This is a genomic window from Methylocapsa sp. S129, assembly GCF_009765995.1.
In the GTDB taxonomy this organism is placed as follows: domain Bacteria; phylum Pseudomonadota; class Alphaproteobacteria; order Rhizobiales; family Beijerinckiaceae; genus Roseiarcus.
The window spans coordinates 144882-156865 of the sequence record NZ_LMUI01000023.1 but is presented as its reverse complement, the minus strand read 5'-3'; the positions used below and the strand labels follow the sequence as shown (position 1 = coordinate 156865).

Sequence of the window (11984 nt, the reverse complement as noted above, 5' to 3'; positions counted from 1 at the left end):
AGCCCTCATGTCCTCTGAAACCTCCATTCGACCGCGCAAGTCGCGCCGCGTTACGCTCCTTCTCTGCGCCGCCGCTGTCGGCGCGATCGGCATCGCCATTTTCGGCGTCGTGGATCGCGCCAAGAGCCGGCAGGAGATCGGCGCCTGGACCAATGAACAGGCGGTTCCCACCGTGCGGCTTGTGCAGCCCGAACGCGGACCCGCCGAAGCGCAATTGGTCCTGCCGGGCAATGTGAGCGCGTTCAATTCCGGTTCGCTGTTCGCCCGCGCGAGCGGCTATGTGACGGCTTGGAACAAGGATATCGGCGCGCATGTGGCCAAGGGCGACGTGCTCGCTTCGATCTCGGCGCCCGATCTCGATCAACAGCTCGAAGAGGCCAAGGCCCAACTCGTGCAATTGCAGGCGGCGGTCGAACAGGCGCAGGCGAACGCCGATCTTGGCAAGGTGACCGACCAGCGAACGTCGCGGCTTGTCGCGCAGGGGTGGTCGAGCGCGGAACAGGGCGATACGGATCGCCTGACGTCGAGTTCGCGCAATGCGGCGCTGGCGGTCGCCAGGGCCAATGTCACGGCCCAGCAGGCCGCGGTGAGCCGATTGCAGGAACTGGCCCGGTTCGAAGAGATCAGGGCGCCCTTCGACGGCGTCGTGACGGCGCGCAATGTCGATATCGGCGATCTCGTCAATGCGGGCGGCACGACGGGGCGCGCCTTGTTCCAGGTCGCCGACATCCATCGCATGCGCGTCTATGTGAATGTTCCGCAAGCCTTCCTCGGCGAACTCAAGCCCGGGATCAAGGCGACGCTGCGTCTGCCTGGCCAGCAGGAGGCGTTCGAGGCGGAGCTTGTGTCGACATCGAATGCGCTCGTGGAAAATTCGCGCACCGCCCTGATCGAGCTGCAGGCCGATAATCCGGACGGAAAACTCTGGCCCGGCGCCTTCGCCGATGTCGATTTTCACATTCCCTCCGATGCGAACACTTTGCGCATTCCCACCACCGCTTTGGTGTTCGGCGCCCATGGCATGCGCGTGGCCGCGGTGGATGCGAACGACAAAGTGGCTTTGCGGCCGGTGACCCTTGGCCGCAATCTTGGCAATAATGTCGAGATCGAATCGGGCCTGTCCTTGTCCGACCGGCTGATCGACAATCCCACGGAATCGACGCAAACGGGCGATGTCGTGCAGATCGCCACGGCGGAGGCGAAACCTCCGGTGGTCGTCGGCGCGCAAAAGGACGACAAGGTCGCGGCTAAGAGCGATTGAGGCCATGACCCGATGATCTCGACTTGCCGTTCATGATCTGTCGATCGTCATGGCCGTTCCGGGGATAACCGGAGGCGGCCATGACGGCCCTGCCAAACCTTACCGGCTTTATTCCTGGGCCATTTGTTCGGCGACCCGGCGCCGTTGTTCCAGGCGCGGGCCCAGGAAGGTGCCGAGCGCGTCGAGGCTTGCGGCGAAGACAAGCGCCAGGCCGCTCGCTACCAATTGCACGAAGGGCGGCACGTTGAGCAACGTCAGGCCGTTGTCGAGAACGCCCAGGAACACCCAGGCCGTAAAGACGCCGAACATCCGGCCGCGTCCGCCAGCGAAGGCGACGCCGCCGAGCAGGACGATGGTGAGCGCCTGCAGCTCCATCTGCAGCCCGAGAGAACCTGGCGAGGCGCCGTCGAGCCTGCTGACCAGCAATACGCCGGACGCGCCCGCGGCCGCCCCCGTCGCGATGTAAAGCGCAAGCAGCACGGAGCGCACCGGAAGCGCGGCCAAAAACGCCGCCTGCGGGTTCACGCCAATGGCGAAGACATAGCGGCCCCACACGGTCAGCGACAGGAAACCGGCCGACAGCAGAAAGAAGCCGAGCACGACGATCAGCAGGATTGGCATGCCGAACACGCTGCCGTTGCCGATCATGAAGAAGGCGTCGCCGAGGCCGCTGATTTCAATGGGATTGATCAGCAATGTCGCGCCGCGCAGCACGCTCAGCATGCCGAGCGTCACGATGATCGGACTGAAGTTGAGAAAGGCGCAGAGCACGCCGTTGACGAGCCCGATCGCCGCGCCTGACGCGATGCCGATCAGAACGCCCGCGGCCGGGGGCGCCTGCCATGAGGTCATGGCGATCGCGGTGATCATGCCGGAAAAAGCGATGTTCGATCCTATCGACAGATCGACGTGCCCCGCGATGACCAACAGCGCGAGGGTCGCTGCGACGACGCCGATCGCGGCATAATTGGTCAGCAGAACCTTGATGTTGGAGATCGTCAGGAAGGCGCCGCTATGGGTGGCGAAATAGACGACCAGCACGAATAGCGCGAGCAACAGGATGTTGTTGACGACCATTTCGACGGGAACGCCGCGGCTTCGTTTCAGCGATGACGCCGGCGCGATGGATTGCGTGCTCATGCGGCATGTCCTTGATGCTCGATTTTATGCGCGAGCGAGAGAAGCAGGCTTTCCTCGATGTCGGCCGCGCTGACGATCGCCGCGATGCGGCCGCCTGAGAGAACGATGACGCGGTGGGCGATCTGCACCAGCTCCTCCGGCTCCGACGAAGTGACGAGGACGCTGGCGCCCGATTCCGCAGTCGCGCGCAACGCCGCATAAATGTCGCGGCGCGCGCCGACATCGACGCCCTGGGTCGGCTCGTCAAGCATCAGCACCCGGCAATTCTGGGTGTCGTTGAGCCAGCGGGCGATGACAAGCTTTTGCTGATTGCCGCCGGAGAATCGCCGCGCCTCCAGGTCCATCCGGGGCGGGCGCAGATCGAGCCGCCCGGCGGCCTGCGCGAATGTCCGCCGTTCGGCGCGCCGATTGCGCATGCCGATCCGCCCCAGCCGGCCGAACGACGACAGCAGCATGTTCTCGCCCGCCGAAAGCGCGCCCAGAATGCTCTTGCGCAATCGGTCCGCAGGGACGAGGGCGAGGCCCGCCGCCACAGCGTCCCCAGGCCCTCCAGCCCTCAGCGGCTTGCCGGCCACGGCGACAGTCCCGCCGTAGCGCACGCGGCTTCCGAACAGCGTTTCGAGGAGTTCGGTGCGGCCGGATCCAACGAGGCCGAAAACGCCGACGATTTCGCCAGGCCTGATGGCGAAGCTGACCGGGCCGACGCCAGCAGCCAGAAGCCCGTCGACGCGCAGGATGGGCTCTGCGTCCGGCTGTTCTTCAAACGGCGCCGGCCGGCCCCGATCGATGCGCTCGCCGACGATCGCGTCGACCAGAGCGTCGCGATCGAATTGCGACACTTTGCCGGTCAGCGCGACGCGGCCGCCGCGCAACACCGTGACGCGATCGGCGAGGGCGAAGATTTCGCCCAGCCTGTGCGTCACATAAAGCAAGGGCAGATTCTGCTTCTTCAATTCGAGAAGATGCGCGCCGAGCGTCGCCGCTTCACGTTCGGACAGAGCGGCGGTCGGCTCGTCGAGGATGAGGACCTTGGGCCGCGTGCGCAAAGCCTTGGCGATCTCGACCGCCTGCAGGCCGGCATTGCCGAGGCTGGACAGCGCCGCCGTCGGCGCAATGCCGGTCCCCATCTCGTCGAGCCAGCGGGCGGCCTCCCTGCGCTGCGCGCGCTTGCGCACAAAAGGGCCGAACCGCAATTCCTGACCGAGGAACATGTTATCGGCGACGTCGAGCGTCGCGGCGAGCGACAGGTCCTGGTAGACGACGGCGATCCCGGCCTGACGGGCCTCGCGCGGCGTCAGGGCGTTGAACTTGTCGGCGCCGACGATAATCACGCCGTCGTCGGGCTGGATCGCGCCCGACAGGCACTTGATCAGGGTCGACTTGCCGGCGCCGTTGGCGCCGAGCAGAGCGTGGATCTCGCCGTCGGCGACCTGCAGGTCCACGCCTTTGAGAACCTCGACGCCGCCGTAGGATTTCTTCAAGCCATAAACCGCGAAGGCCATGCGGACGGGTTCCTTTCGACGAGAAGCGGCATGCAAGGAACCGGCCGGGCGGAAGACGCCCGGCCGCATGCGGTCGACGCGTTCGGCCGCCGCCTATTTCTCGCCCTGCTGCTTCAAATATTCCTCCGCCTTGGGCGATTTTTCGACCACGAGCTCCAGGGGAACTATGTCGTCGCCCTTGTTGGTTCCCTTGAGGAGGGCGTCGCCGGTGGTCACCATCGCCTCGCCGACCGCGACGAGCGGGATCGCCATCGATGCGCGATAAACCGTGCCGCCCTCCCTCAGAAGCTTGAGAGCCTGAGCGGTGCCGTCCATGCCGCCGATGAACGCGTTCGGATCGGCTTTGTCCTTGCCGGCCGCGATCCAGGCCTTGTAAGCGCCTTCGGTCGCCGGATCTTCGACGCCGAGAATGACGTTGGCGTCGGGATGGGCCTCCAGAATCGAGCGCGTGACGTTCAAGCCTTCGGTCGGGCTGATCGCGTCTTGCTCCGCCACGATCTCGGCGTTCGGCGCCTTGGCCTTGACGCCATCCTTGATGCCGCTGCCGCGCTGCTGGCCCCAGACGCCCTTTTCATAGCCGAGGATGACGACCTTGGCCTTGCCGCCTTGTTTCTCGGTAATCCAGCTTCCGGCATATTCGCCGAGCGCACGCCCGTCGTGATATTGCGCATAGCCGACGGTCGCGTCCTGGTTGTCGATCTTCTGTCCGTAGGTGATCCATTTCACGCCGGCGGCGCGCGCCTGCTTGGCGACCGATTCGAAGGCGGCGGGCTGTAGCGTGTTGCAGACGATCACCGAGACTTTCTGTTCGGTCCAGGTCTTGATCGTGTTGATCTGCTTGTTGAGATCGGTGCCGGGATCGTCGACCACGACTTTGTAGCCCATCGCCGCGCCCTTGGCTTTGGCCGCTTCGATCTCGGTCACGACGGCGCCGATGATCGACGCGTTCGGGAAACTGATGGCGATGATCTTCTCGTCGGCGCGCGCGGCTGACGATGGGCCGAGAGCGACGACCGCCAAAGCGGCAGTCGAGAGAGCCATCGCGGCCACGCGTCGTGTGCGGCTCCGTTTCGTGGGCGCAGGGATATTCATCCTGTTAAGCATATGCGTCGTCCCCCTTAAGTTGATGAGCGCCGGCATGAGCCGATGCATGGGCCGTGTGATTGCCGCGGGCAGCCGGGAATCGGCGCGGCATGAAGGACGCCGCCGTCCGAAGAGATGACGGCGCCATAGGGGGCGGAAAGGCGTTTCAGCCGCTCCGCGATTCGGTCGAAATCATCCCCGTGCGCCAGTCGCGGCAGCCGATCCGCATCGAGCGTGGTGGGATGAAGTGCAATGGTCGGGTCGGCGCCGCTCGCGAGACTTAAGCGCGCGACGTAGCCGTCCGGCGACATGCCCGCCCACAAGGCCTTCACGTTGGGCGGCGCGTCCAGGAACACTTGCTGGCCGATGAAAGTGCCGGGCCCGAAGAAGATCGGCTTGCCGCGATGAAATCCGATGGCGTGCACCGCATGCGGGTGATGGCCGTGAACGACATCGGCCCCCGCGTCGATCAGCGCCTGGCCGAGCGGAAGCTGGTATTCGGCGAGCTCTTCGCCGGAGCCGAAACCCCAATGGATGGTGACGACGAGGAAGTCGCAGGCGGCGCGCGCTTCGGCGACCAGCCGCGTCGCTTTGGCCAGATCGAGATCCCGGATCCGCGTCTTGATCTTGACGACGGAGGGATCGCCGGGCTCCTCCATCTGATACCAAGGATCGATCTCGTAAGCGGTCTCGACATGCAGGGCGGCTATGCCAGGGCGGTCTGGCGCGGCGCTCATGCCCGTTGGCGTCAGGCAGGAAAAGGCGATGATGGCGATCCGTCGCCCTTGCACATCGAGCGTGGCGGGCGCCGCCGCCTCGGCCTCGTTCCACCCCGCGCCGACGACTGTTATTTTCTGCTCGCGCAGAAGCCAGAGCGTGTCCTCAAGGCCGGTCCAGCCATAATCGACAGCATGGTTATTCGCCAGCGTCAGGACGCCGAAGCCGAGCGCGGGGACATCGGCGGCGATCTCCGGCGCCGCGCGGATATTCAGGAGCTTCTGGACGGGCGCGCCGCCATCCGTCAGCGGCATCTCGAAATTGCCGATCGCGAGATCGGCCGTGCGAATGAGATCATAGACATCCTCGACGGCGCGGGCGGGCGCCGTGAGACGGCGCGTGGGAAGGATGTCGCCGCTGAGAGCCAGGATCATGGGCTGCATGGCCAACCTATGGTTCAGGAGTGACGGGCGGTTGGCCGGGTCATTTGCGCGTCGCGTTCCACTTGCCGAGCCAATGGTCTTTGTAGGTGAGCGGCTCGTATTTCTTGGGCCGCTGCGCGCTGAAGCATGAGGGCAGCGTATCGATCAGCGCGTCGTAATTGGGCTGGTGGAAGAACACGATGGAATGGCGCCGCGATTTGTCGGCCAGTTCCGCCGGCGGATTGACGACCCGATGCATGGTCGAAACCCAGCGGTCGTTCGTCCATATCTGCATGATGTCGCCGATATTGATGACGTAAGTGCCCGGCTCGGTCACGACATCGACCCAATAGCCGTCGCGATGCTGCGCCTGGAGGCCGCCGGCCGCCTTGTCCGACATCAGGATCGTCAGCGTGCCGTAATCGGTATGGGCGCCGCCGCGCAATTGCCCGGGCTCGGGCGCTTCTTTTTGCTCGGGATAGCAGATGATCCGCAACGCGCTCATGTTCTTGTCGAGCTTGTCGAAGAAGAAGTCGTCGGGCAGGTCGAGCGCGAGGGCGAAAATGCCCATGAGATCGTTGGCGAGGCGGTTCATCCGCCGGTAATAGGTCTCCATCGCCGGCTGGAAATTGTCGGGCTTGGCCGGCCACAGATTGGGGTGAAAGAAATTCTTCGCGTCCGGGCGCTCGTAATATTCGCCGCCGGGCACGTCGACCGGCCCCATATCGATGATTTCCTTGAGATCGGCCGGGGCCGCCTTGCCGAGGCCCGCCGACAGCGTCTCGCCTTTGAACGGCGTGTAGCCCCGGGCGATATCGACGGAGGGGGTTTTGATCGGCAGCTTGTCGTCGATGGGCAAGCGGAAGAAAGATTCGGCCGTATTATACGTGCGATCGACGATATCCTGGGCGACGCCATGGCCTTTGATCAGGAAGAAGCCGATCTCCTCGCAAGCCTTGTTGACTTCGGCGGCGACTTTCTTGCGGCCTTCCGGCGTCCCTTCGAGATAGGGGGCAAGGTCGATGACGGGGATGGATGTCATTTTCTTCATGGGAGGCTCTCGTGTTTGAATTCTGCGCGTTTCGGAGCAACCGCCGTACCATCCCATAGAAATCAATTACTTAGTTGGAAATTAGGCCTTGCTGACGAGAATCATTGACAAAATTTCCATGATTGTTAACAATCTGCGATGATAAAATTGGCAAGCTGAAGGTCAGACATTGGGCAAAACGGCCGAGAAAATCGTCGAACCGAAGCGCAGCTTGCGGCCTCGAATCAAATCCGACGATGTCGAGAGCGCGATTTGCGAACGCATCAGAGCCGCGGTCTCGGCCGGCGATCTGCCGCCGGGAACCAAGCTGCCTGAGGAGACGATCGCCGAATCCTTCGCCACCAAGCGCTTCTTCGTCCGCGCCGCCTTTCAGCGGCTCGCCTTCGAAAACCTGGTCGACCTGCAGAAGAATCGCGGCGCCTTCGTCGCCTGGCCCGGCGTCAAGGAAGCGCGCGACGTGTTCGAAGCGCGGCGCGCGATCGAGCGCGTCACGACGGAAATCGTCACCCGCACCATCCTGACCTATCAGATCGGCGTCCTCTGGCGCCAAGTGAGGGATCAGGAGCTCAACTGGAATCGCGGCAACCGTAAACTCGCGATCAGCGGGATCAGCGGCTTCCATCTGTCGCTCGCCGCTTTGGCGCATAACGAGGCGCTGACCGCCGCGCTCGAACAACTGATCCTGCGGACCTCGCTGATTCTCGGCGTCTATGGCACGCCCCGCGCATTCGCAACGATGCCGGAGCAATATCGCCTGCTGATGGAGCTGATCGAATCGGGCCAGAGCCTGCTCGCCGCTCGCCAGATCGAGCGGTGCCTGTTCGTGCTGGAGGCGGAACTCGATTTCTACCCGCCGCCGCGCCGCGACGTCGATCTGAAGCGCATCATCGAGACGGTGGGCTGACCCTCGCTCAGGCATCGCCGCGTCCCGCTCAGGCCGCCGATTTTGACGGCTTGGCGGCGGCGATCGCGGCTTCCTTCGTCATCATGTAATCGCCCGCGCGGATCGGCTCGTATTGGGCCGGATGATCCGCGCTCTGGCAGGTGGGCAGGCATTCGACGACCGCGTCGTAATTGGGATGCAGGAAGAAAGCGATCGACTGGCGCGGACGCGGCGGCGCGGCGCTTTGCGCGGGCGGATTGACGACGCGATGCATGTTCGAGAGCCAGCGGTCGTTGGTCCAGCGCTGCATCATATCGCCGATGTTGATGACGAAAGCGCCCGGGACGAACGGCACGTCGGCCCATTCGCCGGACGGCATGCGCACCTGCAGGCCGCCCGGCGAATCGCTCGGGGCGAGGATCGTCAGGGCGCCGTAATCGGTATGCGCGCCCGCGCGCAATTGACCGGGCGCGGGCGCCTCGCGCTGGGCGGGATAATAGATCGAACTGACGACGGAAAAGTGCTTGTCGATCGCAGGCTTGAAATAGGCTTCGTCGAGGCCCAGCGCCGCCGCGAACAAGGCCATGAGCTGGCGGCCGAGATTTTCGACGGCGCGGTAATAATTCTCGCCCAACAGACGGAAATCGGGCGGGAAGGCCGGCCAGCCATTCTCCCGATAAAAGCGGCGCGCCGCCTCCGTGTGGAAATAGGGATCGGCGACATCCATTCGGCCGATCATGAAATATTCGCGCAGATCCGGCGGCGCCTCCCGCCCCTCCTTGGCGGCCAGCCCCGAGGCGGCGAGGCGATGATAGCCTTGATGCGATTCCGGCGTCGCCGGGACATATTTCAGCTTGGCCTCGGCGGATTGCTCGAAGAACCGGCGCGACGCGTCGAACCAGCCCGACAAAAGATCGGGATCGAAGCCATGGCCGGTAATGACGAGAAAGCCGATTTCGCGGTTCGTCCTGTCGACCAACCCGGCGACGCGCTTTTTTTCTTCGGGCGTTCCGGCCAGGAATGGCTGGAGATCGACGATCGGGACTTGTTCGAGCGCGGCCATATGCGCCTCCTTCGCTGCGTCTTTCGATGTTGAATTTTTGTAAACAATAGTGTAAACAATACAAGATTAAATAATCAGCAACGCCATGGCGCTTTTTTGGACAGAACGCATGAATTTCTATCGGGGAATGGACCGCGCCGGCCTCGACGCCGCATACAACAATCGCGCTGTCGTGCCCGGCTGGGAGGGCTATCTCGCGCGCTGGGCGGACCGAAGCGGCGCTCTTTACGCCGCCAGGCCTTGCCTGCGCGATCTGCGCTATGGCGAGGGCGTTCGCCAGCGCCTCGACATCTTTCCCTGCGGCCAGCCCTCGCGGCCGACAATTCTGTTCCTGCACGGCGGCTATTGGCAATGGAACGACAAGGAGGGGCAGGCTTTCATCGCGGCAGGTCTGCTCGCGCATGGCCTGAACGTCGCGATCGGCGAATATACGCTGGCGCCGGCCGCAGGCATGGCCGACATATGCGCGGAAGCGATCGCGATGACGCAATGGCTCGCCGAGAAATTGTTAACAATCGTGAGCGGCAAGTCTGAGGTATGGCTGTGCGGAATCTCGACAGGGGCCCATCTCATGGCCTATGCCTTGGACCTGCCGCAGGTGAGGGGCGGCTTGCTGATCAGCGGAATCTACGATCTCGAGCCGATCCGCCTGTCGAGTCTCAACGATGCGATCGGCATGTCGGCGGAGGACGCCCGCCAGTTTTCTCCGCTGCACCGGCCGGTGGGGGCGCCAAAACCTCTCGTGCTCGCTTTTGGCGACAAAGAGCGTCCCGAAATCCAGCGCCAGTCGCGCGATTTCGGCGAGGTTTTGAGGGCCCAGGGTTGGCGACCGGGTATCCTACCGGTCGAAGGCGCGGACCATTTTTCGATCCTCGAAACGCTCGCCGCTGGCGACGGCGTTCTTGCGAGGAGCATGGCCGAACTGACACAATGAAGGGAATCGTTTCGGCGTTGAGCCCGAGAGCGTTTTCGAGAACCGGTAAGATTCATGACACGACGCAAGTCTTCGCTCGCCGCTAATAACGCGCCGGCGAGGGAAACGGACCAGCGGATCGTCGGCCTGTCGGCGGCCGAGGAGCGGATGTTCAACGCCGTGATTCAGGCGGTCGCCGAGCGCCGGCTGGCGCCTGGCGTCAAGCTGGTGGAGGAACAGCTCGCGGAAATCTTTAAGCTCAACCGCGCGCGCATCCGCAAAGTGCTGCTGATCCTGTCGCAGCGGCGGATCGTGCAACTCGAACCCAATCGCGGCGCTTTTGTCGCGCGGCCCTCGGCCAAGGAAACGCGCGACGTCTTCCAGGCGCGCCGGCTGCTCGAAAGGGAGGTCGTGCGTCTCGTCGCGGCGCTCCCCGAAGGCGAACGCCATGAAGCGGCCGCGTCGCTCAGGGCGCATCTGATCGCCGAGCACCACGCCGTCGCCGCCAAGGACCGCAGCGCGGAAATCCGCCTGTCGGGAAATTTCCACCTGAAGCTCGCGGAACTGGCGGGAAACGGCGTTTTCGTCTCGATGCTGCGCGACCTCATCGCGCAAATGTCGCTCGCCTTGGCCGCCTATGCGACGACGACGCAACTCGATTGCTCGTTGCGCGAGCATGACCCGATCGTCGAAGCCCTGGCGGTCGGCGATTCCGAACGCGCGACCACGCTCGCCATGGCCCATCTCGACCATATCGAGGCGGCGCTGACGCTCGTCGACGAGGAAGGCGGGACGGACCTTGTCGCGATTTTTTCGGATATGTTGGAGATGGCCTAGGATCGGTTGGGCGCGGGTCGCGCGGAGAGAAGGGCCACGCCGCCGAGCCGCCGTCAACCGACTTCGCCGGTCCTTCACTTCGTTACGGCGCCTTCGGCGTGACTGCGTCTCGTGTCGGCGATACAAATCTTCAGAAGGGGCGGCGCGGCCTCGGAACGCGTCAGTGCGCACGCACCGCGAGCTTGCCGATCAGTTCCGCCATCACATCGGCGGCGCGGGCATTGTCGACCTGGCAGGTTCCGGCCGCCTCATGGCCGCCCCCGCCATAGCTCAGGCAAACCGAGCCGACATCGATGGGCGAGCCGCGGTCGATGATCGACTTGCCGATGGCGAAGACGGTGTTTTGCTGCTTGACGCCCCACAGCACATGCATCGAGACGCGGCACTGCGGAAACAAAGCGTAGATCATGAAGCGATTGCCGGCGTAGATCGTCTCCTCCTGGCGAAGATCGAGGACGACGAGGTCTCGGTAAACGCGCGCGCAACGCAGCACCTGCTCGCGAAAAGGCGCGTCGTGCTGGCGATAGAGATCGACGCGCTCCTTGACGTCGGGCGATTCGAGAATCTCCTCGACCGTATGGGTGCGGCAGCGGTCGATCAATTGCATCATCAGTTCGTAATTGGAGATGCGAAACTGCCGGAAGCGGCCGAGCCCCGTGCGCGAATCCATCAGGAAGCTGAGGAAGGCCCAGCCTTGCGGGCGGAGAATTTCATCGCCTGTGAATTGCGCCGAATCGGCCTTGTCGACCGCGCGCATAATATCCTCGCGAACGCCCGGGAAATGCGGCTGGCCGCCGAAATAGCGGTAGACGACGCGGGCTGCCGACAGAGCGTCGGGGTCGATGATGTGATTGGGCGGCATTTCGCCGCCGCCGCGGTCGAGTTCGCTCGAATGATGGTCGAAGGCCAGATGGCAGCCGTCGACATAGGGCAGGTTGGTGATGATGTCGCGCCCCGAAATGGCGACTTTGCCGTCCTGCATGTCTTTGGGATGAACGAAGGTGATCTCGTCGATCAGGTTCAATTCTTTGAGAAGAACGCCGCACACCAGGCCGTCGAAATCGCTGCGGGTCACCAAACGGAATTGGGTAGGGGGCACGGGCCGCTCCTTA

General features: G+C 63.8%; 11 protein-coding genes. 4 read left to right on the top strand and 7 right to left on the bottom strand.

Annotated elements, in window-relative coordinates; all coding sequences use genetic code 11:
- Window positions 1-7 precede the first annotated feature (7 nt).
- Complete coding sequence (locus GSQ90_RS15330; RefSeq protein ID WP_158815713.1) at window positions 8-1261, top strand: efflux RND transporter periplasmic adaptor subunit; 1254 nt, start codon at window positions 8-10, stop codon at window positions 1259-1261.
- Window positions 1262-1369: 108 nt separating this feature from the next.
- Here the strand turns inward: GSQ90_RS15330 and GSQ90_RS15325 are convergent, their stop codons facing one another.
- From GSQ90_RS15325 to GSQ90_RS15305, 5 genes are all read right to left on the bottom strand, one after another.
- A complete protein-coding gene (locus tag GSQ90_RS15325; protein WP_158815712.1) occupies window positions 1370-2401 on the bottom strand; it encodes an ABC transporter permease in 1032 nt (343 codons plus the stop codon).
- A complete protein-coding gene (locus GSQ90_RS15320) occupies window positions 2398-3903 on the bottom strand; it encodes a sugar ABC transporter ATP-binding protein (protein WP_158815711.1) in 1506 nt (501 codons plus the stop codon). The genes GSQ90_RS15325 and GSQ90_RS15320 overlap by 4 nt, the downstream gene beginning before the upstream one ends.
- Window positions 3904-3996: 93 nt before the next feature.
- Window positions 3997-4944: a sugar ABC transporter substrate-binding protein gene (locus tag GSQ90_RS15315; protein ID WP_158815710.1), complete on the bottom strand. Its 948-nt coding sequence runs from the start codon at window positions 4942-4944 to the stop codon at window positions 3997-3999.
- A 77-nt stretch (window positions 4945-5021) separates the two neighbouring features.
- Complete coding sequence (locus tag GSQ90_RS15310) at window positions 5022-6146, bottom strand: CapA family protein (protein ID WP_158815709.1); 1125 nt, start codon at window positions 6144-6146, stop codon at window positions 5022-5024.
- A 40-nt stretch (window positions 6147-6186) separates the two neighbouring features.
- Entirely contained in the window at window positions 6187-7176 is a 990-nt protein-coding gene (locus GSQ90_RS15305; protein ID WP_210254904.1) for an isopenicillin N synthase family oxygenase, read from the bottom strand.
- A 211-nt stretch (window positions 7177-7387) separates the two neighbouring features.
- Here GSQ90_RS15305 and GSQ90_RS15300 point away from each other — a divergent pair, with 211 nt between their 5' ends.
- Window positions 7388-8080 carry a GntR family transcriptional regulator gene (locus GSQ90_RS15300; protein WP_210254903.1) on the top strand — a complete coding sequence of 231 codons (693 nt, stop codon included), beginning with the start codon at window positions 7388-7390 and terminating at the stop codon, window positions 8078-8080.
- A gap of 28 nt (window positions 8081-8108) precedes the next feature.
- Here GSQ90_RS15300 and GSQ90_RS15295 read toward each other — a convergent pair whose 3' ends face one another.
- The gene (locus tag GSQ90_RS15295; RefSeq protein WP_158815707.1) at window positions 8109-9122 is read right to left on the bottom strand and encodes an isopenicillin N synthase family oxygenase; all 1014 of its coding nucleotides are present in this window, start codon (window positions 9120-9122) and stop codon (window positions 8109-8111) included.
- A 109-nt stretch (window positions 9123-9231) separates the two neighbouring features.
- On the opposite strand from GSQ90_RS15295, the gene GSQ90_RS15290 reads away from it, so the two are divergent.
- Window positions 9232-10056, top strand: coding sequence for an alpha/beta hydrolase (locus GSQ90_RS15290; protein ID WP_158815706.1), 825 nt, complete (start codon window positions 9232-9234; stop codon window positions 10054-10056).
- Between the two features lie 54 nt (window positions 10057-10110).
- Window positions 10111-10872, top strand: a complete 762-nt coding sequence (locus GSQ90_RS15285) for a GntR family transcriptional regulator (RefSeq protein WP_158815705.1) — start codon at window positions 10111-10113, stop codon at window positions 10870-10872.
- Between the two features lie 160 nt (window positions 10873-11032).
- Here GSQ90_RS15285 and GSQ90_RS15280 read toward each other — a convergent pair whose 3' ends face one another.
- The gene (locus tag GSQ90_RS15280; protein ID WP_158815704.1) at window positions 11033-11971 is read right to left on the bottom strand and encodes an exopolyphosphatase; all 939 of its coding nucleotides are present in this window, start codon (window positions 11969-11971) and stop codon (window positions 11033-11035) included.
- Between the last annotated feature and the right edge of the window lie 13 nt (window positions 11972-11984).

Coding starts and splice junctions, on each gene's coding strand:
- GSQ90_RS15330 (WP_158815713.1), top strand. CDS start 8: ATGTCCTCTGAAACCTCCATTCGACCGCGCAAGTCGCGCCGCGTTACG.
- GSQ90_RS15325 (WP_158815712.1), bottom strand. CDS start 2,401: ATGAGCACGCAATCCATCGCGCCGGCGTCATCGCTGAAACGAAGCCGC.
- GSQ90_RS15320 (WP_158815711.1), bottom strand. CDS start 3,903: ATGGCCTTCGCGGTTTATGGCTTGAAGAAATCCTACGGCGGCGTCGAG.
- GSQ90_RS15315 (WP_158815710.1), bottom strand. CDS start 4,944: ATGGCTCTCTCGACTGCCGCTTTGGCGGTCGTCGCTCTCGGCCCATCG.
- GSQ90_RS15310 (WP_158815709.1), bottom strand. CDS start 6,146: ATGCAGCCCATGATCCTGGCTCTCAGCGGCGACATCCTTCCCACGCGC.
- GSQ90_RS15305 (WP_210254904.1), bottom strand. CDS start 7,176: ATGAAGAAAATGACATCCATCCCCGTCATCGACCTTGCCCCCTATCTC.
- GSQ90_RS15295 (WP_158815707.1), bottom strand. CDS start 9,122: ATGGCCGCGCTCGAACAAGTCCCGATCGTCGATCTCCAGCCATTCCTG.
- GSQ90_RS15290 (WP_158815706.1), top strand. CDS start 9,232: ATGAATTTCTATCGGGGAATGGACCGCGCCGGCCTCGACGCCGCATAC.
- GSQ90_RS15285 (WP_158815705.1), top strand. CDS start 10,111: ATGACACGACGCAAGTCTTCGCTCGCCGCTAATAACGCGCCGGCGAGG.